Origin of the sequence: Leptolyngbya sp. AN02str (genome assembly GCF_050565595.1) — a bacterium.
Lineage (GTDB): Bacteria > Cyanobacteriota > Cyanobacteriia > Elainellales > Elainellaceae > Kaiparowitsia.
This window is the reverse complement of record NZ_JBNXVR010000002.1, coordinates 77,644-103,744: the sequence shown is the minus strand read 5'-3', so window position 1 is coordinate 103,744 and position 26,101 is coordinate 77,644. Positions and strand designations below refer to the sequence as shown.

Below are 26,101 nucleotides of genomic sequence, written 5' to 3'. Positions count from 1 at the left end.
AAACTACAGCGACGTCAGGCTTGGTTTTATCGGGAAGGTAGATTGTATGTCGCAGGAATTGGCTGCAAAACAGTTCATTCAATCTTGCTCCCTAGTGCTTGAACCATCGGCGACAGTTGAGGTGGCCATTCAAGCGATGAGTCGGCAAAAAACTAGCTATGCGCTCGTCATGGATCGCACCCAGATGGTGGGTTTGTTTACCGAAAACGACGCTGTGCGGGCGATCGCGGCTCAGCAACCGTTGTGTCAAGCGTCTATCGTTGATTGGATGGTGCAACCTGTATTCACCGTTCTGGCTCATGAGCTAACCCACATCAGCCAGGTGATCCAGCTATTTCATCAGCATTGTACGAGCCATTTGCCTGTTCTCAATGCTCAGCAGCAGCTTGTTGGGGTTATGACGCCCTCCAGCATTCGAGAGAGTCTACAGCCAACCCCGATGCTAGAACAGCAGCCAGTTCATCGATGGATGGCTCCCACCACCGTTTGTGATGAATCCAATGCCACGCTCCAGCACATTGCACACTGCATGGTGGAGCGCGGCGTGCCCTATGTCATTCTGATGGCAAAAGACTCATCTTGTTTGGGGGGGCAGCCGAAGGCCAAGAGTTGGGTAGAACCTTGGGGCGATCGCACAATTGCAGCACCCTTCGGCATTCTGACGGCTAGCGATCTGGTGCAGTGCTACGCATCGGGCATTCGGCTTGCACAGGCTTCTGCTCGTGAGTTTTGCAGCGCTCCGCTCCTATCGGTTCTACCGCGAACCGATCTCTGGGCAACGCATCAATTGTTGCAGGCTAAGCAGCTTCGCCAAGTGGGTGTATTCTCCGCCGAGGAAGAACTGCTGGGCATCGCCACGTACGGTTCTGTGCTGAAAGCCCTTCACTCCTTTGAGTCGGTTCCCCTCCTTCCTGCTGCCATGGAGCCTCTCAGCGAACCCCATTTCGCCAAGCACGTGCATCCCCTGTCCCACATGGATGCTGAGCAAATTCAAGATGCGTTTGATATGGCTGTCATTGGGATGGCGCTGGTGAGCCTTGATGGTCACCTTCTAGCCGTGAATCAAGCATTATGCACCATGGTTGGATATTCCAAAGCTGAATTGACGGCCATGACCCTGCAAGGGCTGACTTATCCTGAAGATCCCCATGAGGATATCTCTCTGGTGTGGTTGGCGACGGCTGGCGAGATGCAATCTTACCAGGTTGAAAAGCGCTACATTCACAAAAATGGCAGCTGGGTGTGGGTTTTGCTGACTGTGTCGTTGGGACGCGATCGCTGGGCCAATTCGCTCTACTTTGTATGTCAGATCCAGGATATGACGGTCGAAAAAGTAGCCCTGCGCGATTGCAACCTTGCCCAGCAGCAACTGACTGCTGTAACCCAGCGATTGCAATATTTGCTGCACCATAGTCCGGCAATTCTGATGAGCTTTCAGTGTGATAAAGATCAGGCCATCACATTTGTCAGCGATACCATCACAACGATTTTAGGATACAAGCCCAAGGCATTTCTGCAGAACGCCAGCCTGTGGTTTAGCCTCGTTCACCCAGATGACTTGCCGGAGCTGTTGGACAGTCGCCTCAACCAGCCCAACTCCACTCAGCAAACGAATGAATATCGGATCTTGCACGCTGATCAGAAATATCGTTGGGTGCGAGAAGTGTATCAGTTGGCTAATGATCAAGATCACACCGCTGCAGAATATGTCGGATATGTGATTGATATTAGTAATCGTAAAATGGCAGAACACCAAATTGAACAGTATCACACTCAGCTAGAAGCATTGGTGGATGCCCGCACGAAAGAATTGGAGCAAACCAACCAACGACTTCAGACAGAAATTGTTGAACGCCGTTTGGTTGAGCAAGCGATGCAGTTTCAGAATCGTCTATTGAATGTTGTTGAACATGCCGTGATCGCAACCGACCTGGCAGGCATCATTCTGTACTGGAATCGCTATTCGGAAACAATGTATGGGTGGACGTCGTTTGAAGTCGTGGGAAAACATATTTTTGATATCCTCCCTTCCGACTTATCTCATCCACAAAAGGTTGAAATTCTTGAGCACCTGAGGCGAGGGGAAAGCTGGTCTGGAGAGTTGAGGGTGCAACATCGAAATGGTATTGAATTCCCCATTTTGGCCACGAACTCTCCTATTTATGATGAACAGGGAAAATTGATTGGGATTGTTAGTATTTCAATCGATATTTCAGAGAGATGTGATTTGAAAGATGCGTTGAAACGAACCAATGCTGAGTTGGGAATGCAAGTGGAAACGCAAGCAAGAGACTTGGATGACGCAGTTGATCAACTGTATCGAGAAATCTCCAAACGGAAGCATATTGAAGAGATGCTGCGGCTACAAGCCGATCGCGATCGCATTTTGTCGAACATTACCAATCGGATGCGGCGATCGCTTGATCTCAACGAAGTGCTGACTGCTGCGGTAACCGATGTGCATGAGCTGCTGAAATGCGATCGCGCCTTGGTCTATCAATTTAAGCCAAATTGTGATGGGTTTGTGGCTGTGGAGTCGGTGAGTGACCCCACTCTTGCAATTCTAGGAATGCGGCTGATTGATCCCTGTTTTGGGGCCAACAGTGAGTACTTAATTCGCTATCAGCTAGGGCGATCGCGCGCAATTGCCAATATTCAAAAGTCTGATCTGCAAGCGTGTCATCGTAAAACCTTGGCGCACTTGCAGGTCAAAGCGAACTTGGTCGTTGGCATTGTGAGCAATTCTCAGTTGTGGGGCTTGTTGATTTGTCACCAATGTCAGGCGACTCGGGAATGGCAAGATTGGGAGGTTGATCTGCTCAAAAAAATTGCTGATCAAATGGCGATCGCGATTCAACAATCGGAACTGTACAACCAACTGCAGCAAGCCAACCAAAAACTAGAGCAACTGGCTATTACAGATGACTTAACCCAAATTGCCAATCGTCGCCGCTTTGATGCTCACCTGTTGCATGAGTGGCAGCGCTTAGCCCATGAGCAAAAGGCGCTCTCGCTGATTTTGTGCGATGTGGATTACTTTAAGGCGTTTAACGATACCTATGGACATCAGGCGGGTGACCAATGCTTGGTTGCGATCGCCAGGCTCATCAACCAGGCCGCAACACGCACTACCGATTTGGCAGCTCGATATGGAGGCGAAGAATTTGCGCTCATCCTTCCCAATACTAGTTCCAAGGGGGCCGAACATGTGGCGCGATCGTTACAGCAGGCAATTGCCGAGCAGTCGATGCCACATCGCGCCTCGGCAATTGCGCCCTATGTCACCGCGAGTATGGGTATTGCCACGGTAACGCCTCTGCTATCTTATCCAGCGCAAACGTTGGTGAACGCGGCAGATCAGGCACTCTATGAGGCCAAAGAACGAGGCCGAAATACGATATGCACTCACCTGCTGACGCTCGAATAATCTGGTTTAACCTGAGTTTTGGATAAGCTGAAGTGTCCATTTTTGCGTGTGCACGCGCACGCAATTAAGGGCTTTTCTGAGGTTTGCGCGTCGCGCAAATCTCAGAAAAGCCCTTAACCGAAACTGGCATTGGTTTAATGTCCAACCTTTTAGCGGGATAACAGGATCGCGCTCCAAATCATGCAGCTTAAACCGCCAAGAACCGTTGAATCACATCATTACTGAGTTCGCTAGTTGGCCCGGATGCCACAATGCCACCCTTTTGCATCGCATAGTAGCGATCGGCCTGGCGCACAAAGTGTAAATGTTGCTCTACCAACAAAACCGAAATGCCAGTTTTCGCAATAATGCTGCGCACGGCTCGCTCAATGTCGAGAATGATAGAGGGCTGAATGCCTTCTGTTGGTTCGTCCAGCACGAGGAGCTGAGGCTGACCCATGATGGCTCGGGCGATCGCCAGCTGCTGCTGTTGTCCTCCAGATAAGTCGCCCCCCATGCGCGGCAAAAAGTCTTTCAAGATGGGAAACAACTCAAAAATTTCCTCTGGAATCTCCTGACGATTGCGCGGTGGATGCTGTCGTGCTTCATAGCCCAAAAGCAGGTTTTCCCGCACGGTTAAACGGGGAATAATTTCTCGGCCTTGAGGTACGTAGCCAATGCCAGCTCTTGCTCGCTGATCGGTCGTTTTGGACAGAATCGGCTGTCCCGCAAAGTTGATGCTGCCACTGCGAGGTTTGAGCAAGCCCATCACTGTTTTAAGCAGTGTTGTTTTACCAACTCCATTGCGGCCAATCAGGCATACCATTTCACCCTTCGGCACGCTCAAGTCCACATCTCGCAAAATGTGACTCTCTCCGTAGTAAACGTTGAGCCCGGATACCTGCAACATCATTGAGGCATCTGCTATTTTGTCGTTTAAGGCGATCGCAGTTTGGGTCATAGCAATTCACGCATTCCATTCACTGAAGTCGGTTACTTGTCACTCATGCATTCGATCGCTAGAGCCATTAACCCTCAGCATTTCCAGCAATTTCTAACAAGTCGGCTGTGTTATCCAAGCTCATGTCATGATCGGTATGAACTTCTTGCCCCAAATACACTTCGATCACACGCGGATCGCGCTGTACTTCGTCAAAGTTCCCTTCACACAAGACAGACCCTTGGTGCAGCACGGTAACTTGGCCCTGGGCAATCTGACGCACAAATTCCATATCATGCTCAATCACAACAATGGAATGGCTTTCAGCGAGAGAGAGCAACAAGCTACCTGTCAGTTCTGTTTCTTCGTCTGTCAATCCGGCAACGGGTTCATCCACCAATAACAGATCAGGGGCTTGAGCTACCAGCATGCCAATTTCCAACCATTGCTTTTCCCCATGGGACAGCAAGTTGGCTTTCATATCCGCTTTGTGGGACAAGCCAATGGTTTCTAGCAGTTCCTGGACGGTGCGTCTTTCACGCGCAGGTGACTTTCGAAACAAAGTTTTGAACACGTCCTTGGTGCCATTACAGGCCAGCTCCAGGTTTTCACGAGGGCTGAGATTGAGGTAAACCCGTGGGGTTTGGAATTTTCGGCCAACGCCCATTTGGGCGATCTCATGCTCGGCATAGGGCCGTAGGTTGCGTCCTTTGAACCGGACTTGGCCTTCGGTGGGCTTGGTTTTTCCAGTAATAATGTCGAGAAATGTAGTTTTTCCCGCACCATTAGGCCCGATGATAACCCGAAGTTCACCTGTATCTAAGCTGAAATTGAGATTGTTGAGTGCTTTGAACCCGTCAAAACTAACGGTTAAGTTCTCAATCTCTAAGATTTTTTCGTTCATAGTCAACCTCAGGATCTTCTTCCAAGCTGGGGTATGTGGCTACACGACGGCTGCCGCTTAACTGCTTAAATATCTCAACTCCACGGGTGCGCAACCAACCCACAATCCCAGCTGGCAATAGCAGCACCACCAGCAAGAACAAACCGCCCTGAAAAAAGAGCCAGATATCTGGGAACCGTTCGCTCAGTAAGCTTTTGGCAAAATTGACGATGAGTGCACCCAAAATAGCTCCAACCAAGGTGGCTCGACCGCCAACGGCAACCCAAATCACCATTTCAATCGAAAAGGCGATGTTCATGGAGTTGGGAGACACAATGCCCGACTGCAGCGTAAACAGGGCACCAGCAATGCCCGCCAGCACCCCCGAAATGGCAAATACTAGCACCTTGAATCCGGTAGGATTGTAGCCCGAGAAGCGAACGCGAGGTTCGTCGTCGCGGATGGCAACCAGCAATCGACCAAAGCGACCGCTGGTGAGCCATCGGCATAGGGCATAGGCGATCGCCAGCATGGCAATGGTGGTCACATACAGCCAGTATTGGGTGACATTGCTGCGAACAGGCATGCCCAAAAGAGGGCCAAAGTCGGTGAGACCGTTGGTTCCGTTAAACAGCTTTTGCTGCCCGTTGAAGAAATTGAAAAAGATGATGGTTGCCGCTTGCGTCAGGATAGAGAAATAGACGCCGCGAATGCGATTTCGGAAGATGACATAGCCCAAAATGGCTGCCATGATGCCGGGAATCAGCATGACCGCTAAGAGCGAGAATGGCAGCGAGTAAAAAGGCTGCCAAAACCAGGGGAGCTCGGTGCCGCCATAAAGGGACATAAATTCTGGCAGGCCGCTCCCCGCAGGTTGGGGCAGTTTGAGGTGCATGCCCAAGGCGTAGCCGCCCAGCGTAAAAAAGATGCCATGCCCTAAACTGAGCAATCCGGTAAAGCCCCAAATTAAGTCGATGCCAAGCGCCACGATGGCCAATGCCAAAAAGCGACCCATGAGGTTGAGCCGAAAGCCCGACAGCACGGCGGGAACCAGGAAAATGAATACTAGGGCGACTGCGAGCACGATGGCTGCTTCAATCAACAGCGGTCGATACCGTTCCCAGTCAATCGCGCCTCTGTTCGATGTTGCTTGAACCGTCACTTGTCTAATGCTCCGTAGAGATGATGTCAGTTGTGCGTGTTGAGTGGCGATCGCTCAATTCAAGTTCAGCCGATGAGGGGGAATAGGCGAAGGTTCAAAGATCCTTCAAGGCCAGACTTAAGCATCCACAGTGCGACCTTTTTGCGGAAACAACCCTGCTGGCCGGAACTGCAAGAACACCACAATCAAGAAGAACACCATCACCTTGGCCATGCTGGTTGTGGCAAAGAAAGCGAAAAAGTCTTTGAGGAACTGCACATTGGTCAGGTTGCCAAGAATGCCTGTGCCGATGATGTAATCGGTCACGCCAATGGCCAAGGCACCCACCACGGTGCCAACCAGTTTGCCGACACCACCGACCACCACCACCATGAAGGTGTTGACGATGTAGTTTTGCCCGGTATTTGGGCCAACAGAACCAAGAAGGCTAACGGCACATCCGGCAATGCCAGCCAAGCCTGAACCCAGCGCAAAGGTCAATGCATCTACCGTTCGGGTTGGAATTCCCAAACAGGCGCTCATATTGCGGTTTTGTGTAACGGAGCGAATACGCATGCCCCAGACCGTTTTGTTGAGGAAGAGATATACGCCGACGACGCATAGTACGGTGAGCACCATGATGAAGATGCGGGTATTGGAAAGCTGATAGTTGCCAATAGGAATCCCACCGCGTAGCCACCCTGGAGCTGTGACATCTTGGTTTTGGGCTCCAAACCAGGGTTGGGTAACGGCAAGCTGATAGGTACCTGCCGTCAGCTGAGTAATCACCCGAGTAATGAGGCCCGACAGCACTAATAACACGGCGATCGCCCAGCCGCGAATGCGCTCAAAATCGGTTTTCTGTTTGAGCAACCACATGCCGCCAAAAAACAGCAGACTGAATAGCGCAATGGCGATCGCCATATTCCAGCTCACACTGCGCACAAACTGCTGCAACATCAGGCTCACACCCCACGTTGCCAGCAGCGTTTCGAGGGGGCGCCCATACAAAAAGCGAATCACTCCTCGTTCAAGCGCCAGCCCTACCAGCGCCGCCACTGCAAAGGACGCTATCAGCGCTGCAAAGATGTAAAACTCAAATAGTGGACTATCGCCCCCAATTTGGCGAAACCCACGCTGCACCACACAGGTCGTGTAAGCACCCAGCATCATCAGCTCACCGTGAGCCATATTGATGACTCCCATCAAGCCAAACACAATGGCCAGACCTAGGGCAGCTAACAGCAGGATAGAACCAATGCTGAGCCCGTTAAACACTCCGTCTAATATGCTGGCAAACACGCACTTTTCCTCGCAACAGCAGCAAGATTACCCTTCAATGCACAACGATGCTCACACACTTGAGCCACGCTTCAAATGAAAGCGGTTAGGAAGCCCAAACTTGTGCCTCCTAACCAAACCGACCGTGTGCGATCGCTTAAATCTGGAACTTGCCAGGATTATCTACATCGGTCCGGGTCCAGTCGCAGCTGAAGCCCTTGGTCTCGGCCACATACTGGTTCCAGGGCACGGGATCGACGGGTGCGTCAGTTGCGTAGATCACCTCAAACAGACCGTCATCTCTCACCTCACCAATCCGCACCGTCTTGGAAATGTGGTGGTTGGGGAACATCTTCACAGGGCCTTCGGGAGCGGCCATTTCCGTGCCAATCACAGCCGTGCGAATGGCATCCAGGCTCGTCGATGTACCGGCATCCCCAGCCTTCTCAACAGCTTGCTTCCACAGGTTGACCGAAATATAGCCTGCTTCCATGGGGTCGTTGGTTACACGACTATCGCCATATTCGGCTTTAAATGCTTCTACGAAAGCAGTGTTCTCAGGTGTTTCCACCGTCATGAAGTAGTTCCATGCGGCATACTGACCGAGCAAATACTCTTTACCGATCGCCTGGACTTCTTCTTCGGCGATGCTCACCGACATGGTGGGATAGCGCTCAGGCGTGAGACCAGCGCCCTGCATTTCCTTAAAGAAGGCAACATTGCTGTCTCCATTGAGCGTGTTGTAAATGACGCCACCATTGGGGAGTGCAGAGCGAATCTTCGCAATGATGGGTGCAACTTCTGTGTTGCCCAGTGGCAGGTAGTCTTCACCCACAACGCTACCACCCTTAGCTTCTACCTGTGCCTTGATGATGGTGTTGGCAGTACGAGGGAACACATAGTCCGAACCGACCAAGAAGAATTCTTTGCCCTTATTTTCTAGCAACCAGTCTACCGAAGGCTCAATTTGCTGGTTGGGGGCGGCACCCGTGTAGAAGATGTTCTTGGAACACTCTTGCCCTTCATACTGCACCGGGTAGAACAGCATGTGATTTTTTTCCTCAAACACCGGCAATACTGCTTTGCGGCTGGCCGAAGTCCAACAGCCAAAGATCGTCACAACCTGATCTTGATCAATCAGCTTGCGAGCCTTTTCAGCAAAAGTTGGCCAGTCAGAGGCACCATCTTCTAGGATGGGCTCAATTTGCTTGCCCAGCACACCACCGGCTTCGTTGATTTGCTTGATGGCTAGCATGGTAGAGTCAACCACACTCTTTTCAGAAATGGCCATGGTGCCACTGAGAGAGTGCAGAATTCCCACTTTGATGGTGTCGCCACTGGCAGCGGCAGGAGAAGCACCATCTGTACTGCCTGTGTCAGTAGCAGCAGTGTCGGGTGCTGGGGCACAGGCTTTCAATAAAATGCTGGTTCCTAATGCTGCAGAACCATAGACCAAAAATTTACGGCGACCAAATTGGCTTGTCATTTAGCTTTAAGCTCCTCAACGCGAGGGAAAACTCTGACCAACGAGGGTTGACCAGAAACCACACGAAATATACATACGCTGAGATGTTATGGCTGGGCTTACTTGAGATTTGTATTCCTGGATACAAAATCGGCTCGTCTTAAGGTTTCGAAACACTTACGGTTGAGTTGAGTTCTGCAGATGAGGAGGCTGGCTGACCCATGTGGAGCCGCACAAATTCGATAATGGCGCTGAGGCCCTCTTCAGTTTTGAGATTGGTAAAGACAAAGGGCTGGGTACCACGCATGTGCTTCGCGTCGCGCTCCATCACGCTGAGATCGGCTCCGACAAACGGGGCTAGGTCAATTTTGTTGATGATGAGCAGGTCGGATTTAGTAATGCCGGGGCCACCTTTGCGGGGAATTTTATCACCAGCGGCAACGTCGATGACATAAAGGGTGAGATCGGCCAGCTCGGGGCTAAAGGTAGAGGCTAGATTGTCGCCGCCGCTTTCGACAAAAATTAAGTCAAGGGGATGGAAGCGTTGTTCTAATTCTTCGATCGCCACCAGGTTAATTGAGGCGTCTTCTCGAATGGCGGTATGGGGGCAGCCTCCTGTTTCAACCCCAATGATGCGATCGCCGGTGAGAGCTTGACTCCGGGTAAGAAACTGAGCGTCTTCTTGGGTGTAAATGTCGTTGGTGACTACGGCAATGTTGAATTCGTGGCGAAGTGCTTTGCACAGACGATCAACCAGTGCTGTTTTGCCAGAACCAACGGGGCCTGCAATGCCAACTCGAAATGTTTGCATAACCGTAATTCAAACGCGAAGGGTGTGCGGTGTGGAGGACAGTTTGAGAACTGGGCGGGAATAAAGGCGATCGCCTTGAGAGAGCAGCTTGAAAAGGCTACATCTTTGGTTTACTTTTCTCTGATTGCGATATTTTGAGTGGGACAGGCAGAAAAGTGGTTCCTGACCCGTCAGTTCTCCTAACTGTCGCAGTTAACTGAGAAGAAGAGTCCGCTCTTAAGCGAATTTTTATAGAGTCCCCCAAAAGTCCCCCCACGGTGTTGTTGAATTATGGAAAGCTTTGCGTTTTTACAGGTGTTGTCTCGCAATGTTCAATCGGCTCCCAACCCCAGCCAGCCTGAGGATTGCCCAATCTACCACGAGACCTGGCTGCCTGATGTTGAACCAGCCATTCTGCAAGCCGCGGTTGCGCCAGCAAATATCACTGCTTCGGATTGGCAAGATGTGGATGCGGACGAGTTGCCTCAGCCTCGGTTTTGGATGATGCCGTAACGTTCGAGACGCTTAAAACCTTAGCTGCGAAACAGTCGGGTATACAGGGTTTCGTGGTTCATGCTGGCGATCGCCCAGCCCCAATTGCAGGCGTATAGCTCCTCATCAGATAAGGTAAGGATCGTTTGCACCAAATGTTTTAGCGGCTGATAAAGCTGCACTAGGAGGCGCTGACCTGCGGTTTGCCCAAGCGGAATGAGCTTGACACCTGAATTGATCAGGTTGCTGATCCAGCTGTGTAAATAGGCTGTAACGGTTGCCTCAAGATCAATCTGCCAGTGGGCAGCGGCGATCGCCATCACAATTGCCACATTCCACTGAGGGCTACACGCCTCCAGCAATGGCTTCATGTCGGGTTCTAGTTCGGTGAGCAGGCGGGCGAGCGATCGCCCCATTTGCCAGCTTTGGTTTCGCAGCTCTTCTGTCTCTCGCAGGGCCGAAAGCCAATGGTTCCAATGGATAATTTGGGCGGTATCATGGGCGATCGCCGCTGTGTAGGCTCGGCACATCGCCACGGCTTCAAGCCGCATGGCGCCCACCGTCAACTCTTGCGTTATCCATGCCTGTAACGCTGCCGCCGAAGGCATGTGCCCTTGCTGCACCAGCGTTTCTAGCCCTTCGGAGTAAGTGTAAGCTCCAATGGGCAGCGCTGGACTGGCCAACTGCAACAAGTAGGGAAGGGTGTTAATGCCCATGGGAATGGGAAGAAGAATGAGTGTGAGCGTGGGAATGGGGATGCGGGTGAGAATGCCGCGCAGATGAAGGTGATGAAGGCGGATGGGCGTGGCGATATGCCCCATGTTCAGGATTAAACGGTTGCACCTCATCGATAACCTGTACGGTTAAGTGCTCCAGCATTGACCGCAGGACGGGATCGGGTTGCAGCCGCAAATACGTTTCGGTCACTTCCAGCGCAACGTGGCGATTTCCCAAATGATAGGCTGCACGGAGCAGATTCAGCGGATGGTCTGCGGTGACGGTCATCACGGGTTCGGGCTTGGCGACAATGCGCACGGCGCGATCGCCCATTTCCGTTTGCAACACATCGCCATCCTGAAGTACTGTGCCGCGTGGCAACTGCACATAAATCGCCTGACCATCGCTCGTTTCAAAACAATGGCGCGATCGGGTGCGTTCGTCTGCGGTGAGTGCCAATATTGCATCAATTGCGCTATCGGCTATATCGGTCGGGTTTACCAGTCGCTGCGTTACCTTCAACATCATGCTGGGATGGGTTGACCTGCCACATAACACGTCACAAAACCCCACACTTACTAAACCACACATTGCCGAAACTGCAAAAAGCCTGCCGCCAATGTCGTTAAGACCTTCTAAATTACACCTGAACTAAAACTGACATTAAAAAAATGGGCTGAACTTGGTTATCGCGCCAAGGTTCAGCCCATATCCCGGTGAAATGGTGAGTTGTGAAAAGCGAAAGCACTGCTACAGGAGCTGGTTCAAACGCTGTACCAAAGGCTCTGCTTGGTTGCGCTGAATCATTTGATAGGCAACTACCAGCTCTGCGGCAAATCGGTTTTCAATATCCTCGGCCTCGGCATGGGTGGGGTAAGCACAAAACACAGCCTTGCCACGCTCAGAGCGAAATACCGTCGATGCCAGCTCTCGCAGCAAAGCATCGTCAATAGTGGGGGAATCGGTTAGCTTTGCTTGTTCTGCAAGAATTTGTGTTTTGGCCTTGTAGCGAATTGCAGCCCGCATCGGGTAGGAGTAGTTCGTGAGTTCCATAACGTAGGTTAAGACAACGTGTGAATTAGAGTCATCCATCTCACTAAGGTTGCGTACCGAGGCTATACCCATAGATAGAGAAGGTTAAGAATAAAGATGCCCGATAGCGACCCAACTTCATCGCTTCTGTCCAGAAGTACACAAAACTTAAAAGCTTCTGTCCAGTAAAATTACCTAAGACAGATGGAAAAATACAAAAAATGTGCGGCCTTTAACGCTCTATTCTTAAGGCTGAGCCCGTTAGACTGCGCTTGTTAGAGCTTTAATAAAGTTTTTAGGCCATTTTTGGACATAAGCTCTACGAACTCATCGCGTTGGGTGAGTTCTAGAGATTTCGAAATTTTTGGTGGCCAAAATAAACCGGGGTTGGCTCAGACATGAGAGATTGAGCGATCGCCAAGGGGTAAGATCTTGTGGCAGTTGATCATTCTTTGGCTGTGTTGGGTAGTCGGCGCGAGGGGATGTGATCGGGAGCGTACTTCGCTAGCTGATTCGATACGGTGGGATTGTACAGGCGTAGGTAGTTCCAGTAGTTTTCAAACACCGATTCCACATAGCCCCGTGTTTCCGGGTAGGGAATTTGATCAACAAACCGATCGGGATCGCTCAGGCTAAAGCGCTCAACCCAGCCTGCCACGGCTCCAGGGCCAGCATTGTAGCTGGCGACTGCGAGCAACGAGTGGTTACTGTAGGTTTCGTGGGTGTAGTTGAGGTACCACGTGCCAAAACTGATGTTGTCGTTGGGATCGCTCAGATCGTAATCCACGTCTCCGGTTTGGCTAGCAATCCAGGCCCCTGTTTCGGGCATCACCTGCATCAGCCCGGTTGCCCCCACTACGGATTTAATCTGCGGCTCAAAGCGAGATTCTTGCCGAATCAGGGCGGTGACTAGCATGGGATTGAGCTGGCGCTGCGCTGACCATTGCTCGATCAAGCGCTCATAGGGGAAGGGGTAGAGCGCTTCCCAATACGCGGGTTGGCGCTTCAGTTCGTTGTATGCCTCGATTTCCTCTGGCAGTTCGCGGTTGCGCAAGCTCGACACCATGAAAATGCCATCCAAATTGTCACCAATGCTCAGGCGCATGAGTCCATCGGTAAATTGCTCGGCCACGGTAGGCTGCATGAGGTTGGTGAACTCGACTTGCCAGCGGGCATAGGCTTCGCGATTGAGTCCCAGTTGGTAGAGTTCTTTGAGTGCATCCGATCCAGCAGGGGGAACAGGGCGATCGCTCGGTTTTTGAATCTCGGGTAACTTGTTGCGCACGGTGGTAAAGTCGCCCACATCCCACCCCAACATGACCGCCGAGCGCCATGCATAGTAGGACTCAGGGTAGCGGCTCAACACAAACTCGTACGCGGTTTTGGCTTCGGCCTCACGCCCCATTTGCTGTGCCCATTTGCCAATCCAAAACGAGGCTTGGGGTGCATATTCGCTGTCGGGATTTTCGGTCGCAATTTGGCGTGCTAAGCCCCACGCGGCTTGGATATCGCCTGCTTCAATGTACTTTTCGGTCAGAGACCAGCGCAATTCGGCAGCCGCCTCGGACTTGCTGTAGTCCCTCAGCAACATTTGCCGTGCTTGCGAGGCACTTTGGGGGCTGTTGCTGTCATCTAGCCATTTGGATTTTTTGAGCATGGCATCGCCTGCCTTATGGGGAAAGCGGCTTACGACTGTCTCCAGGTAGGGCAGCGCTTCTTCGGGTTGGCGAGCTAGGTCGGCAAGGCGCAGCAAGGCAATGGCGGCTTCGGGTGCATCGGGGAACTCTTGCACGACCTGTCGATAAAACTGGACGGCATCGGCACGGCGATTGCCTAAATGGGCTCCACGCCCGGCACGATACACGTTTACAGCGGTACGGGGAGCCCTGGCATAGGCTCGGCCAGCGTCGTTATAGCCCAGGGTTTCCCAATGAGCAAAGGCGATCGCTTCCCAATCTTGAGGGGTGAGCTGTGCCGCGTACTCGGTGGTGAGGCGGCCCAGCACGCCCCCAATGCCGGGAAGGTCGATGCCGTAGCGGGCCAGAATTAGCAAAAGCTGTGGCTGGTTGGGATTTTCGGTGAGCAGGGTTTGGGCAATTTCTAGCGTGCGGGGATGGGCTGGAAATTGCTCGATTGCCTGTTGCCAATAGGTGCGATCGCTGCGTCCCAGAGCGTACAAGCCTTCTGCCGCCGCTGGATCTTCGGGATGCTGCTGGAGCAACGTTTGCCAGGTTGCTTGGGCTTGCTCGGTTTGGCTAGCGGCGGTTTGCGCTTGGGCGCGCAGAGCCAAAATTTGGGCAGCCAGGAGTGGATAATCTTGCTCTAGCCCTTCTAAGAGCGGCAGGGCCGACCCACCCTGGCCTTGCTGAATCAAGTCATGGGCTAACAAAAATCGGGCTTGGTGGCGATCGCGCCCTTGACCAGATTGGGCCAGCATTTGCAGGGTGGCGGCACGTTCGGCAGCAGGAAGGGTCGCCAGCGACAGCACTTGCGACGACTCATCGGCTTGCAGTTCTAGTGCGGGTTCAACAGCATTCATGAGCCAGGGCAGGGGCAGCATCCCTAGCGAGGCCAAGGTGGAGGCCGCAGCCCCTAGCGTGAGTGCAGTAACGCCAGCCCCAACAGCCAGCACAACTTCGCGTTTACGGCGCTTTAGCATGGAAGAACCAAGAGAAAGAACTAAGAGTGGGCAACGAGAGTCGATGGGAGCAGTCGAGATTCACGATCAAACCAAGTCGGCGGAGTCGATCGAGCCGTTATGCAAACTTGAATTTGTAAGTTGGATAGAGCCGCGCAGCATTCTTACGAAACAGGTACTGAACGGGGGATGCCAAGTCTTGAAAACTATTGAACACTACCTAAAGCCCCCTAAAATTGTGCGATCGCCATCCGCATCTTTATCCTTCATCTATGATGCAAGATCATCCGAATTTCGCCACAACTTCGCGGCCATCTGCTCTGTCGAGATGAGGTTTCGGCCCACCGAGATGAAATTCTTGATGAATACTAGTAAGAAGAGAGCGATACAGTTTAGAACGTGATTTGTTAGGACATAACCCATGGAGTTACGAGGGATTGATACGCCCCGCCACGAATGGGCGGGCGATTGCCTAGTGCTTGGCTTATTTGAAGATGAAGTCAGCCTGAGTGGTGATCTGACAACATTGAATGAAACGCTATCTGGCACTTTGCAAGAACTGATTGATGAGTTTGAATTTAAGGGCAAGGCCGATAGCTCTGCCGTAACCCGGGTAGGTGGCAATAGCGCCATTCGCAAAGTTGCCTTGGTTGGGTTAGGCAAGGCCGATAACTTGACCCTAGATGGACTGCGTCGGGCGGCGGCAACGGCGGTTCGCACGGCCAAACGGCAAAAGTGCAAAACCCTGGCGCTGAGCTTGCCCATGTGTAATGGAGATGCGGCGCTGTCGGCTCAAGCGATCGCCGAAGGAGTTGAGCTAACCCTACATCAAGATAGCCGCTTCAAGTCGGGCGAAGAAGATAAAAAGGCTCCGGCTCTAGAACAAATTGATGTGCTTGGGTTTGCAGGGCAAGAAGCCGCATTTGATACTGCTCGCAAGATTGCCCTAGGAGTCGTTTTGGCGCGGGAGCTAGTATCGGCTCCTGCCAACGTGGTGAATCCCATTACCATGGCCGAGGCTGCCCAGGCGATCGCCAACGAATGTGGCCTAGATATCCAAATTTTGGAAAAAGAAGACTGCGAAAAACTAGGGATGGGAGCGTACTTGGGGGTTGCCCAAGCGTCTGATCTTCCGCCCAAATTCATTCACATGACCTATCGCCCCGCAGGCACGCCCCGCAAAAAACTGGCGATCGTGGGCAAGGGCCTCACCTTCGACAGTGGCGGTCTCAACCTGAAGGTAGGCGCTAGCAGCATCGAAATGATGAAGACCGACATGGGCGGAGCCGCAGCAACCTTTGGCGCGGCCAAGGCGATCGGCCTGCTCAAGCCCGATGTGGAAGTGCACTTCATCAGCGCTGTCACCGAGAACATGATCAGCGGCCATGCGATGCGTCCAGGCGATATTCTGACCGCCTCTAATGGCAAAACCATCGAAATCAACAATACCGATGCTGAAGGTCGCCTAACCCTGGCCGATGCGTTGGTCTACGCCGAAAAGCTAGAGGTGGATGCCATTGTTGACCTGGCGACGCTGACCGGAGCCTGCATCGTTGCCCTGGGAGATGACATTGCAGGCCTGTGGAGTACCAGCGACGAACTGGCGGAGCAAGTGCAAGATGCAGCGAAGCTGGCAGGTGAAAAATTCTGGCGCATGCCCATGGAGCAGAAATACTTCGACGGCCTGAAGTCGGTCGTGGCCGATATGAAGAACACTGGGCCGCGGGCTGGTGGAGCCATTACCGCCACTCTGTTCCTGAAGCAGTTTGTGAAGGATACCCCTTGGGCGCACATGGATGTGGCTGGCCCGGTGTGGAACGACAAGGAAAGCGGCTACAACAATGCAGGTGGCACCGGGTTTGCGGTGCGAACGCTGGTGAATTGGGCGACGCATTAGGTCAAGTAGCAGATGAGGGAAGCAGGTGAGCCTAGAGCTTGTGGCTTCCCTCATTTGCCTATGCCGGGGCAGATTGAACGGTTGGGTTGGGAATTGGGTGAGACATGCTGGAACTGCACTGCCACACAACGTTTTCGGATGGAACGCTAACGCCGACCGAGCTGGTGGAAACGGCGGCGGCGGCAGGTGTACGGGCGATCGCCATTACAGACCATGACACTCTTTCTGGCTGGGATGAAGCGATCGCAGCGGGAAAAACCTATGGCCTGGAAATTGTGCCAGGAGTTGAGTTGAGTACCGTTTGGGGCGATCGCTCTCTGCATATCCTGGGCTTCTATCCCCAACGAGAGCAATTGATGTCTCCCTTGACCGAACGGTTAGAGGGCCGAAAGCGCCGCGCTCAGCGCATGCTAGAAGCCCTTGCTGAGCTGGGTTATCCGCTGCAATTGGCCGACCGTGGAGAAGGCATGGCCCCGGGACGCCCCCATATCGCCAGCGCCATGGTTGCCGCAGGCTATGTCAAAACTTCGCAAGAGGCCTTTGATCGATTCTTGGGCGAAGGGAAACCGGCCTACGTTGGGTACGAAAAATTTTCGGCCATCGAGGGAATTCAGCTCTTGCGGGAGTGTGGTGCGGTGCCCGTATGGGCGCATCCCTACCTGTTTCAAGGCGGCAAGGTGGAAACCACCTTTCACGCACTACTTGATGCAGGGCTGATGGGCTTGGAGGTGTACCATCCATCCCATAGCCCCACCCAAACAAAACAGCTCAAAGCCTGGTGTGAACAGCATCAGCTCGTGATGACAGGTGGTAGCGACTACCACGGCCCCGGCCCCGCAGGGAAAGGCAACCACGCCAACCAGCTCAATGGTTTTCGGATTCCTCTATCGCTGCTAGATGGGTTGAAAGCTGCGGTTGCAACGGTGCGCTAATGCGGCGATCGCCAGGTTCATGCAAAGCAGGAGCGTTTGCGACGCTGGGTTGAGGTCGCTCAAGATGCAAGACTTGATATCAAACAATGCCATCCGCGGATCAAGCAAAAAAATAGGACACCCTGCCTCGCAGAATGCCCTGATCTCGGTCTAACCCAATTGAGCTTTTCAGTGAATTTTTTGCTGGCTGAAGCTAGTTGATGCTCTGCTGAGCCGAGTAACGCTGCTGGCTGTCGTACATGGCGCGCAGAACCATGGCTGGGTCAACCCAGTTGTTGTTGTACTTGAGGCCCCAGTGCAAGTGTGGGCCTGTGGTGCGGCCCGTCATGCCAACTCGGCCTACGCGTGCACCCGCTGCAATTTCCTGCCCTTCAAAGATTTGAATGCCACCAGCGCGATCGATCATGTAACGGCGACCTCCCGAAGACTCCACATAGCCTTCCATATGGCAATAAATTGACAGCCATCCGCCAGCTTCCACCACCACAGAAGTGCCGCAATTCGAGTTATCGGTTACCTCGACAACCGTGCCCGTCCACCAGTTGCGAATATAGCTGCCCCGAGGAGCTGCCATATCCAATCCGTAATGAAACTCGTTGAAGTTGTAGCCATCAACAGAGCGGCGATAGCCAAAGGGCGACGTGTAGGCTTCAAACTGCTCCAGCGGAAATGATGCCGAAACCCACTGGTCTTGGGTGGCGGCAATTTGATTCACATTCAGGTTCGATACATCCTCTGCGCGATCGCCCGGAGCGCCAGTGTTTTTGGCTAAGCTGCTCGCCTCCTCGGTGGGTGCAGGTTTCGTCGAGCTAGGGGTAGAACCTTTGGGTGCAAAATTGGGCTGATCTGTAGCGTCGGCCGGGGCGATCGCCGGAGCCACCAATGGCGTCATATCGGGGAGTTGAGCGGGGCGAGTTAACCGCTGTTGCACAATAGCCGCCGCCTGACTGTTGAGCGATCGCGCATTTACCATCATTTGATGGGCTTCAATGACCACCAAACAGGACAGGCTAGCGCCCGCCGCCAACAATAGTCTGCCTAAGCGAATAGCTCTCTTCTTCATGTGTTGAGTTTTGAGACGGGGGGTGTAAACGTTCTTACCCTTCATTCAGCCAAATCGAGGATCAGAACAAAACTTCCGATCTCAAAGCGTAACACTAAGTTTTAAAACCGGAACGCTGGATCTTGGCCCTCTTCGGCTTGATTAAACCCAATGAAGATTTGATGAAGCGATCGCCGCGCCAAACTCCGACAGGTTGATTGAATATAGTTCATGTGTTCTATTGTATCGCGAAATCCAGCATCGTTTGCTGCGGTTTCCCTGCCCGTTTGCCGACTGCTCAACTGCGGAACTGGGAGACTGAGTCAGGGCTTACGCAAGCCCACTAAATCTGGTGTGTTGGTGTTGTGGGTAGGGTGCGAAGCACCCTACCCACAACACCAATGCGTAAGTCCAGTGAGTGAAAGATTGGCCCTCCTGCACCTATGGCTTGTTGAAGCCTGCATGGTTGAGCAATTCTGCTGCTCAACCATGCAGGCGGCTGTTGCTTGGGGCAGCGTTGCGCCCCAGGCTTCGTGGTCTGTCGGTGAACTCAGGCGATTGGCGGATTGCCGAACGGAGTGGCGCTCGCTATAACGGTCGTAACTGGCATCGGTTGTAATTGGCATTGGTCGTAACTGGCATAAACAAGATTGGATGCTAATCGATTGCCAATCAATCGAGGGACTGGGAAACCACCGTGCTTTTGTGAAAACTCAACTGTGACAGCGCAGGGGCCTCCATCAACACGCCCTCAACGAGCCTTGCTTTCCATGACCATGAACTGACCCCTGAGCCATGTTGAAAACTGAAAAGAACTCACGTTGCTAACGGGGCTGCGATACACTGTGTACACCTTCGATTTACAAAACGTTACACCATGCTGCCGGATTCTAGCCGCTATCAACTTGCCCCAGATTTAGAGATTTGCCGCATCCTAAACGGCATGTGGCAGGTTTCGGGGGCGCATGGTCGCATCGACCCCAGCAAGGCAATTCCCAGCATGTTTGATTACCTGAATGCAGGATTTACAACATGGGACTTGGCCGATCACTACGGGCCTGCCGAAGATTTTATTGGCGAGTTTCGGCAACAGCTGGCCGCGCAACAGGGGCCAGAGGCGCTGACTCAGCTTCAAGCGCTGACTAAATGGGTGCCTCGCCCAGGAACGATGACCCGCCGAGTTGTGGAGGAAAATATTGAGCGATCGCTTCGTCGCATGAATACACCCTGCCTGGACTTACTGCAGTTTCACTGGTGGGAGTATCGCGATCGCAATTATTTGACTGCGCTCCAGCACATGGCCGATTTGCAGTCCGAGGGCAAAATCAAGCATTTGGCCTTAACGAACTTTGATACCGAGCATTTGGCCATCATTTTGGATGCGGGAATTCAAGTTGTGTCTAACCAGGTGCAATATTCTCTTGTAGATCGACGGCCTCAGGTGCAGATGGCCAAACTATGCGAGGAGCGTGGGGTTAAGCTGCTGACCTACGGCACGCTGTGCGGCGGCCTGTTGTCTGAGCGATACGTCAATCAGCCAGAGCCACGCGGCACGGAACTCGATACTGTTTCCCTGCGCAAGTACAAGAACATGGTGGATGGCTGGGGCGGTTGGTCGCTATTTCAAGAGCTGTTGACGACGCTACAGGCGATCGCACAGCAGCATCAGGTCAGTATTGCCAATGTTGCGGTGCGCTATCTGCTGGAACAACCAGCGGTGGCTGGCGTCATTGTGGGGGCACGGTTAGGCATTGCTCAGCATCGGGAAGACAACGCCAGAGTGTTTAATTTCTCCCTGAGCCGGGAAAATTATGAACAAATTGAAACAATTCTCAATCGTTCGCGCAACTTGTTTGAGCTGATTGGGGACTGCGGCGATGAATACCGACGGTAGCATCTATAGCAAAGGTGAAATCAGATGAGGCGGATACAACAGCGACGGATACGGCGGCGACTCGTTTGGGGTGGGCTGATCCTCGCGTTTCTGGCGATCGCGACGTTTCGCATGTCTGCCAAAGTGATGGTTCCTTCGCAGGCGGTTGGGGCGGCCGCAGTGTCGGTAGGAGAGCCCCCTACCGACAGCTCACCCTCGGCATTTGTGCACTTATTTGAATGGACGTGGAATGATGTAGCCCAAGAGTGCGAAGCCTTTTTGGGGCCGATGGGCTACGATGCGGTGCAAATTTCTCCACCCAATGAGCATGCGGTGCTACCTCAGGATAATTATCCCTGGTGGCAGCGCTACCAGCCCGTAAGCTATAAGCTGCAAAGCCGCAGTGGCGATCGCATCCAGCTCGTAAACATGATCCGCCGTTGCCATCGAGCCGGAGTGAAGGTCTATGCCGATGCGGTGATTAACCACATGGCCGCCATTGACCGGGGCGTAGGCAGCGCGGGCACCCCCTATACCAAGTACAACCATCCCGAACTCTACAGCCCAGAAGATTTTCACACCTGCCGTCGCGGTATTGAAAGCTATCAAGACCGCTACCAAGTTATTTCCTGTGAGCTGGTTGGATTGGCCGACCTCAAAACCTCGTCACCCCGCGTCCAGCGCGAGCTGGTGAAGTATCTCAAGTCACTTGTGGACATTGGTGTGGATGGCTTTCGGATTGATGCCGCCAAACATATTGCTGCTTCAGAGTTGGGAGAAATTGTGCGGCAACTCCGCCAGCAGGTGAACACCGATCCTTACATTTACCAAGAGGTGATTGACCCGGGCAACGAAGCCATTAAAAAGTCGGAATACTACGACAATGGCGATGTCCACGAGTTTGAGTACGGTCGGTTGGTGAGTGAAACCTTTTTGGGCGAAGGCGATCGCCACTTGGCTCAACTAGAAACGTTAGGCGAAAGTTGGGGCCTGATGCCATCTGACAAAGCCGTTGTGTTTATCGACAACCACGACAAGCAGCGTGGCCATGGCGGTGGAGGAACGTACCTAACCTACAAGGCGGGCAAGCTGTATGAGCTAGCCAATGTATTTATGCTGGCCTATCCTTACGGCTATCCTCAGGTGATGTCGAGCTACCGATTTGACCATCCCGATCAAGGCCCACCTGCCGATACCAACGGTGCGACGCATCCGGTCTTTTTGAATCAGGAGGCGCGCTGTTTTGAGGAGTGGCAGTGTGAACACCGCTGGGCCGCGATCGCCAACATGGTTGGGTTTCGCAAAGTCGTGCAAGATGCCCCGTTAACTCAGTGGTGGAGCAATGGCCGCGAGCAAATTGCCTTTGGGCGGGGCGACCAAGGCTTTGTGGCAATTAATCTTGAAGATCAGCCGCTCACTCACACCTTTCAAACAGAGTTGCCGCCCGGCACCTACTGCGACATTGCCCATACCAGTTTGATGCCAAATGGCCAATGTGCCGATCCAAGCGCCACCATTGTGGTCAATTCACGGCGACAGGCCCAAATGACGGTTGCTGCCATGGATGCGATCGCGATTCATCTTGGTAGCCAGGTCGCTCGCGAATTCGAATAGAACTGCATCATTTTCAAACTCAAATGCTCACTCGTTGAGGCTTTTGCCGATTCGGGCAGATATTTTTGGGTTTACTAGGAATTTTGGGGAAACCGTTGCCCGCAAGGCTCTTTCAACCGATGTGGGACTGATTATTGGCTGGTTGTGGGAAAAACGGGTTAGCCTTCAAAGCGGAATCCACGGTAAATTGTGGCGGGTTTCATACCGACGCTGGGCTCTCATTCATGAAAGTGGTTCACATAAGCACCTACGATGTTTCGGGTGGGGCGGCGATCGCCACCTATCGCCTGCATCAAAGCCTGCAACAGCTGGGCCATCAGTCGTACCTGCTCGTGCGCTCCAAAGTGACGGATGACCCAACGGTGCTGTGTGTCTCCACTCAGGAAACCGAAGTCACGCTACGAACCTCAGAATGGCTCACAATTCAGCAACTTTATTGCAACCAAAACAAAACTGAAGCGGCTCAAAGCTATTTTTCCTACGGGTATCCAGGGTTTGATCTGGCCACACTGAACCTGTGCCAACAGGCTGATGTGATTCATTTGCATTGGGTTTCGGCATTTCAGTCGCCTGCAACGCTGCACAAGCTGCTGTCGTTGAACAAGCCTGTGGTGTGGACTCTGCATGACATGGCTCCGTTTACGGGTGGGTGCCACTACTCTGCGGGATGCGTTGGCTACCAGCACACCTGCGAGGACTGCCCTCAACTGCGGGATGATCCCTACCATCTTCCGGCGGCCAGCCTACAAGACAAGCGAACCCTGCTCAGCCCAGTGCGCGATCGCCTCACACTTGTCACACCGAGTACCTGGATGACCGCCTGCGCCCAAGCCAGCCAGCTATTTCGCCAATGCCGTGTGGAAACGATTCCCTATGCACTGAACCTTGACCAGTTTTGGCCGATGGAAAAAGCCACGGCCAAAGCCCGATTAGGTATCGATCCGCAGGTGTTTACCCTAATTGCCCAGAGCACGCCTGAACCCCGCAAAGGCTTTGTCCAACTCATGAATACTTTGCAGCAATGCCTGGAGCATTCAGAATTTCGGGCATTGGTGCGAGCGGGGCGAGTGCAGCTTCTGATATTTGGTAGCGAGCTGACCCACTGGCCCCAAGGGTGGGAGAATGCGGCGGAACCGATGATGCCCTACCTGCACCTGGGGATGAAGTCTGCGCCGGTTGATTTGGTGTCGGCCTATGCGGCGGCAGATGTTTTGCTGCTGTCCTCGTTTGAAGATAATTTGCCCAATGTCATGCTGGAGGCGATGAGTTGCGCGACCCCCGTCATTGCGTTTGATGGGGGTGGCATGCGCGATGCGGTGCTTCCTGGAAAAACAGGGTGGCTGGTTCCGTTAGGCAACTTTGAGCTATTTGGACAGGCTATTGTGGAGTGTGTGCTCAATCCGGATCGGTGCCGAGCGATGCAGTGGCCAGCACGCCTCATGGCTGAGCAGCGCTATGCAATGCCCGATGAAGCACAGCGCTATGTGGATTTGTATCATGAGCTGTTGGCACAGCCGTGGGTTCGATCTGCTCCAAATGCAGACGATTGGGCCCAATTGGGAGCGATCGCCGCTCCACTAGATGTCACATTGGGGCCATCGGTAGAGCCTATTCATACCCCTATCGTGGTTCACGCCCTGACGAGAGCCGTGGACTATTACCGCACGATCGCTGAGCGGGTGCAGCAAGCCGAAGCCGCGCGGGATGAGTATCAACAACGCCTTGCCGCCATGGAAACGAGTAAATTTTGGAGGCTCCGCAGTGTGTGGTTTGCAATGCGCCGGAGCGTGGGATGGGCGGGGCGAGAGTAACGGAGGCAGCGCGATGAAACTTTCCATCATTACAGTGTGCAAAAATGCCGCGCCATCGATTGCAACAGCTGTGCGAAGTGTGGTGTCTCAAACCTACCCCGATATTGAATATGTCGTGGTGGATGGGCAATCGAGCGATCGCACCCTCGAAATTTTGGCTCCCTACCGCGATCGCATCACCACGCTCATTCACGAACCCGACGATGGCATTTACGCCGCCATGAACAAAGGCATTCGCCATGCGACTGGTGAGTTTGTGTACTTTTTGAATGCAGATGATGCGTTGTTTGACCCAACGGTGATTGCCGATGTGATGGCGTTTATTGCTCAGCAAACCCGCTGCGATTTTGTCTATGGCGATTTACATATCTGTCGGTCGGGCAACAGTTTGAGAATCCGCAAACCCAAGCCACCCGAAGCTTTGGCAGAAGCGTTAATGCTGTTTTTGGACGGGCCGCAACATCCGGCCAGTTTCTTTAAGCGCGATCTATTTCATCAACTGGGCGGCTTTGAGGAACACTATCGTATTGCTGCCGACTATGCCTGGTTTTTGAAGCTGTTGGAGCATCAAGACCTGGCGGTTCATTATATTCCCCGAACGATCGCTTCATTTTCATTAGGCGGTGTGTCGAGCCAAGACCAGAGGCGATCGCTTCAGGAGGTGTTTGCGGCGCAAAATCAGGCCCCGTTTTACCAACAGGAACTCTGGAAGCAACAGCGGATTGAGTGTCTCCAGGCTTACATCATCGCCCTGAACGAGCAGTGGCAAGCGGCGGTTCAGGCACAGGTTGGTATGCCACCGCCAACAGCGAAGAATCCTGTATGGATGGCGATCGCTCATTACATTCCTGCCCCTGTCAAACCATGGATCAAACGATTCATCCAACCATGGATGAAATTGTTCATAAAATGATGGTTCCAGTCATGCGTTTGGCATGCACTCCCGTGTGCTATGAAAATTGCGTTGCATTACCCGTTTGTGGAACATTGGGCTGAGTCGGAGCTGGCTCAGCGCATCGAAATCGCGGCTCAGCGGTTGGGATGGCAGGCGCTAGCGTTGCGCTCGCCCGTAGAAATCCTTCACTTTGCCCCCGACTTTGTGCTGGCGCTACACCACAACAGCCAAAAGCTGTGGCCCTTTCCCACCTATGGGTGTATGTGGAATCCACCAGCCTTTTTTGATGGGGTAGATGTGGCGATTCAAACAATATTGAACTATGACGGATATTTGATTGCTTCTCGGCCAATTGAAGCCTGGTTAGATCATCAATTGCAGTCTCATTTGCCAACCTTGAAAGCTCCGTTTTATCCCAGTTGCTTTCGGACTCCATATCAGTCTCCCAGTCTGGAAAATCCGCGCTTGGTGTATCTAGGTTCCAATTGGGATGGCGATCGCTTTTTGTCGCTATTTCAGTTACTAGATCGACTCGATTTTGTGGATATTTATGGACGTGAACTTGGCTGGCATTTTCTGCAAAAAAATTATCGCGGCAGTTTGCCATTTGATGGGGTAAGTGTTTTGAAAGTTCTGAACCAGGCGGGTGTTGGGTTATGTTTGCATCGGCCCGAACATCGACAAGCCGAAGTCCCATCCATGCGGCTTTTTGAGATTGTTGCAGCGGGGGCGATCGCCATTTGTGGAGACCATCCTTTTATCCGCAGGACGTTTGGCGATACGGTTCTCTATCTCGATCCAGATAGTCATCCGGCAGAACAAGTGCAACACATTCAGCATCACATGAACTGGATTGCAGCTCATCCCGAAGCAGCACATCAGCTCTCACAACGGGCTCATCAAATTTTTGTTGAGCAGTATAGTTTGGAAAACTTGTTGCAAACTATTGGTTATGCTCACCAACATGGGTTGCTTCAAAGATTGAAAGAACCATTAGCTTTCATGCATCAATATGATAGGCAACAGGTGCAATACTTGGTCGAACAGCTCGTGCTGTGTCAACAGAAGCTTGCTCAAGTCACGCATCAACGAGATGAGGGATTGACACAAATTCAGGCGATGGAATCCAGCAAGTTTTGGAAAGTGCGATCGCACTGGATTCGAATTAAACAACGCTTTAAACAACGCTTGAATTGGGCAATGATCAAGCCTGAATCGAAACGATGATAGGACGAACACAAATTCACTAAAT

At 52.7% G+C, this 26,101-nt stretch carries 21 protein-coding genes; 10 read left to right on the top strand and 11 right to left on the bottom strand.

What is annotated here, in order from left to right; genetic code table 11:
* The first annotated feature begins 46 nt into the window (after positions 1-46).
* Positions 47-3,427 carry a diguanylate cyclase domain-containing protein gene (locus tag ACQ4M4_RS02205; protein ID WP_430682813.1) on the top strand — a complete coding sequence of 1,127 codons (3,381 nt, stop codon included), beginning with the start codon at positions 47-49 and terminating at the stop codon, positions 3,425-3,427.
* A gap of 187 nt (positions 3,428-3,614) precedes the next feature.
* Here the strand turns inward: ACQ4M4_RS02205 and urtE are convergent, their stop codons facing one another.
* From urtE to ureG, 6 genes are all read right to left on the bottom strand, one after another.
* Complete coding sequence (gene urtE / locus ACQ4M4_RS02200; protein WP_430682812.1) at positions 3,615-4,367, bottom strand: urea ABC transporter ATP-binding subunit UrtE; 753 nt, start codon at positions 4,365-4,367, stop codon at positions 3,615-3,617.
* A gap of 67 nt (positions 4,368-4,434) precedes the next feature.
* Positions 4,435-5,250 carry an urea ABC transporter ATP-binding protein UrtD gene (gene urtD, locus ACQ4M4_RS02195; RefSeq protein ID WP_430682811.1) on the bottom strand — a complete coding sequence of 272 codons (816 nt, stop codon included), beginning with the start codon at positions 5,248-5,250 and terminating at the stop codon, positions 4,435-4,437.
* On the bottom strand, positions 5,225-6,391 hold the full coding sequence (gene urtC / locus ACQ4M4_RS02190) for an urea ABC transporter permease subunit UrtC (RefSeq protein WP_430682810.1): 1,167 nt from the start codon (positions 6,389-6,391) through the stop codon (positions 5,225-5,227). Before urtC ends, urtD begins: the two co-directional genes overlap by 26 nt.
* 117 nt (positions 6,392-6,508) lie before the next feature.
* Positions 6,509-7,672 (bottom strand): ABC transporter permease subunit, encoded by a 1,164-nt coding sequence (locus tag ACQ4M4_RS02185; protein WP_430682809.1) that lies wholly within the window; start codon positions 7,670-7,672, stop codon positions 6,509-6,511.
* 136 nt (positions 7,673-7,808) lie between these two features.
* Positions 7,809-9,137 carry an urea ABC transporter substrate-binding protein gene (urtA, locus tag ACQ4M4_RS02180; protein ID WP_430682808.1) on the bottom strand — a complete coding sequence of 443 codons (1,329 nt, stop codon included), beginning with the start codon at positions 9,135-9,137 and terminating at the stop codon, positions 7,809-7,811.
* Positions 9,138-9,276: 139 nt separating this feature from the next.
* Positions 9,277-9,927 carry an urease accessory protein UreG gene (gene ureG / locus ACQ4M4_RS02175; protein ID WP_430682807.1) on the bottom strand — a complete coding sequence of 217 codons (651 nt, stop codon included), beginning with the start codon at positions 9,925-9,927 and terminating at the stop codon, positions 9,277-9,279.
* 270 nt (positions 9,928-10,197) lie between these two features.
* Here ureG and ACQ4M4_RS02170 point away from each other — a divergent pair, with 270 nt between their 5' ends.
* The gene (locus ACQ4M4_RS02170; protein WP_430682806.1) at positions 10,198-10,419 is read left to right on the top strand and encodes a hypothetical protein; all 222 of its coding nucleotides are present in this window, start codon (positions 10,198-10,200) and stop codon (positions 10,417-10,419) included.
* Between the two features lie 20 nt (positions 10,420-10,439).
* Here the strand turns inward: ACQ4M4_RS02170 and ACQ4M4_RS02165 are convergent, their stop codons facing one another.
* The 4 genes from ACQ4M4_RS02165 to ACQ4M4_RS02150 form a co-directional block, all read right to left on the bottom strand.
* Complete coding sequence (locus ACQ4M4_RS02165; protein WP_430682805.1) at positions 10,440-11,114, bottom strand: urease accessory protein UreF; 675 nt, start codon at positions 11,112-11,114, stop codon at positions 10,440-10,442.
* A complete protein-coding gene (gene ureE, locus ACQ4M4_RS02160) occupies positions 11,104-11,643 on the bottom strand; it encodes an urease accessory protein UreE (protein WP_430682804.1) in 540 nt (179 codons plus the stop codon). Before ureE ends, ACQ4M4_RS02165 begins: the two co-directional genes overlap by 11 nt.
* A 222-nt stretch (positions 11,644-11,865) precedes the next feature.
* A complete protein-coding gene (locus tag ACQ4M4_RS02155; protein ID WP_430682803.1) occupies positions 11,866-12,240 on the bottom strand; it encodes a hypothetical protein in 375 nt (124 codons plus the stop codon).
* Between the two features lie 352 nt (positions 12,241-12,592).
* Complete coding sequence (locus ACQ4M4_RS02150; protein ID WP_430682802.1) at positions 12,593-14,806, bottom strand: transglycosylase SLT domain-containing protein; 2,214 nt, start codon at positions 14,804-14,806, stop codon at positions 12,593-12,595.
* 400 nt (positions 14,807-15,206) lie between these two features.
* On the opposite strand from ACQ4M4_RS02150, the gene ACQ4M4_RS02145 reads away from it, so the two are divergent.
* Together ACQ4M4_RS02145 and ACQ4M4_RS02140 are read left to right on the top strand one after the other, a co-directional pair.
* Positions 15,207-16,682, top strand: a complete 1,476-nt coding sequence (locus ACQ4M4_RS02145) for a leucyl aminopeptidase (RefSeq protein WP_430682801.1) — start codon at positions 15,207-15,209, stop codon at positions 16,680-16,682.
* A 104-nt stretch (positions 16,683-16,786) separates the two neighbouring features.
* A complete protein-coding gene (locus ACQ4M4_RS02140; protein WP_430682800.1) occupies positions 16,787-17,614 on the top strand; it encodes a PHP domain-containing protein in 828 nt (275 codons plus the stop codon).
* A 193-nt stretch (positions 17,615-17,807) separates the two neighbouring features.
* Here ACQ4M4_RS02140 and ACQ4M4_RS02135 read toward each other — a convergent pair whose 3' ends face one another.
* Positions 17,808-18,677 (bottom strand): M23 family metallopeptidase, encoded by an 870-nt coding sequence (locus ACQ4M4_RS02135; protein ID WP_430682799.1) that lies wholly within the window; start codon positions 18,675-18,677, stop codon positions 17,808-17,810.
* 397 nt (positions 18,678-19,074) lie between these two features.
* On the opposite strand from ACQ4M4_RS02135, the gene ACQ4M4_RS02130 reads away from it, so the two are divergent.
* The 6 genes from ACQ4M4_RS02130 to ACQ4M4_RS02105 all read left to right on the top strand — a co-directional run bounded on the left by ACQ4M4_RS02130 (position 19,075) and on the right by ACQ4M4_RS02105 (position 26,076).
* Complete coding sequence (locus ACQ4M4_RS02130; protein WP_430682798.1) at positions 19,075-19,275, top strand: hypothetical protein; 201 nt, start codon at positions 19,075-19,077, stop codon at positions 19,273-19,275.
* Between the two features lie 258 nt (positions 19,276-19,533).
* Positions 19,534-20,550: an aldo/keto reductase gene (locus ACQ4M4_RS02125; RefSeq protein WP_430682797.1), complete on the top strand. Its 1,017-nt coding sequence runs from the start codon at positions 19,534-19,536 to the stop codon at positions 20,548-20,550.
* Positions 20,551-20,574: 24 nt separating this feature from the next.
* Positions 20,575-22,143, top strand: a complete 1,569-nt coding sequence (locus ACQ4M4_RS02120; RefSeq protein WP_430682796.1) for an alpha-amylase — start codon at positions 20,575-20,577, stop codon at positions 22,141-22,143.
* Between the two features lie 224 nt (positions 22,144-22,367).
* Entirely contained in the window at positions 22,368-23,954 is a 1,587-nt protein-coding gene (locus ACQ4M4_RS02115; protein WP_430682795.1) for a glycosyltransferase, read from the top strand.
* 13 nt (positions 23,955-23,967) lie between these two features.
* Positions 23,968-24,867 (top strand): glycosyltransferase family 2 protein, encoded by a 900-nt coding sequence (locus ACQ4M4_RS02110; RefSeq protein ID WP_430682794.1) that lies wholly within the window; start codon positions 23,968-23,970, stop codon positions 24,865-24,867.
* 39 nt (positions 24,868-24,906) lie between these two features.
* Entirely contained in the window at positions 24,907-26,076 is a 1,170-nt protein-coding gene (locus ACQ4M4_RS02105) for a glycosyltransferase family protein (protein ID WP_430682793.1), read from the top strand.
* The last annotated feature ends 25 nt before the right edge of the window (positions 26,077-26,101 follow it).

Excerpts from the sequence above, each read along its gene's own strand:
- ACQ4M4_RS02170 (WP_430682806.1), top strand. The coding sequence starts at position 10,198 with ATGGAAAGCTTTGCGTTTTTACAGGTGTTGTCTCGCAATGTTCAATCG.
- ACQ4M4_RS02165 (WP_430682805.1), bottom strand. The coding sequence starts at position 11,114 with ATGGGCATTAACACCCTTCCCTACTTGTTGCAGTTGGCCAGTCCAGCG.
- ACQ4M4_RS02140 (WP_430682800.1), top strand. The coding sequence starts at position 16,787 with ATGCTGGAACTGCACTGCCACACAACGTTTTCGGATGGAACGCTAACG.
- ACQ4M4_RS02120 (WP_430682796.1), top strand. The coding sequence starts at position 20,575 with ATGAGGCGGATACAACAGCGACGGATACGGCGGCGACTCGTTTGGGGT.
- ACQ4M4_RS02155 (WP_430682803.1), bottom strand. The coding sequence starts at position 12,240 with ATGGGTATAGCCTCGGTACGCAACCTTAGTGAGATGGATGACTCTAAT.
- ACQ4M4_RS02150 (WP_430682802.1), bottom strand. The coding sequence starts at position 14,806 with ATGCTAAAGCGCCGTAAACGCGAAGTTGTGCTGGCTGTTGGGGCTGGC.
- ACQ4M4_RS02145 (WP_430682801.1), top strand. The coding sequence starts at position 15,207 with ATGGAGTTACGAGGGATTGATACGCCCCGCCACGAATGGGCGGGCGAT.
- ACQ4M4_RS02110 (WP_430682794.1), top strand. The coding sequence starts at position 23,968 with ATGAAACTTTCCATCATTACAGTGTGCAAAAATGCCGCGCCATCGATT.
- ACQ4M4_RS02115 (WP_430682795.1), top strand. The coding sequence starts at position 22,368 with ATGAAAGTGGTTCACATAAGCACCTACGATGTTTCGGGTGGGGCGGCG.
- urtD (WP_430682811.1), bottom strand. The coding sequence starts at position 5,250 with ATGAACGAAAAAATCTTAGAGATTGAGAACTTAACCGTTAGTTTTGAC.
- ureG (WP_430682807.1), bottom strand. The coding sequence starts at position 9,927 with ATGCAAACATTTCGAGTTGGCATTGCAGGCCCCGTTGGTTCTGGCAAA.
- ureE (WP_430682804.1), bottom strand. The coding sequence starts at position 11,643 with ATGATGTTGAAGGTAACGCAGCGACTGGTAAACCCGACCGATATAGCC.
- ACQ4M4_RS02125 (WP_430682797.1), top strand. The coding sequence starts at position 19,534 with ATGCTGCCGGATTCTAGCCGCTATCAACTTGCCCCAGATTTAGAGATT.
- ACQ4M4_RS02105 (WP_430682793.1), top strand. The coding sequence starts at position 24,907 with ATGAAAATTGCGTTGCATTACCCGTTTGTGGAACATTGGGCTGAGTCG.
- ACQ4M4_RS02135 (WP_430682799.1), bottom strand. The coding sequence starts at position 18,677 with ATGAAGAAGAGAGCTATTCGCTTAGGCAGACTATTGTTGGCGGCGGGC.
- ACQ4M4_RS02205 (WP_430682813.1), top strand. The coding sequence starts at position 47 with ATGTCGCAGGAATTGGCTGCAAAACAGTTCATTCAATCTTGCTCCCTA.
- urtE (WP_430682812.1), bottom strand. The coding sequence starts at position 4,367 with ATGACCCAAACTGCGATCGCCTTAAACGACAAAATAGCAGATGCCTCA.
- urtA (WP_430682808.1), bottom strand. The coding sequence starts at position 9,137 with ATGACAAGCCAATTTGGTCGCCGTAAATTTTTGGTCTATGGTTCTGCA.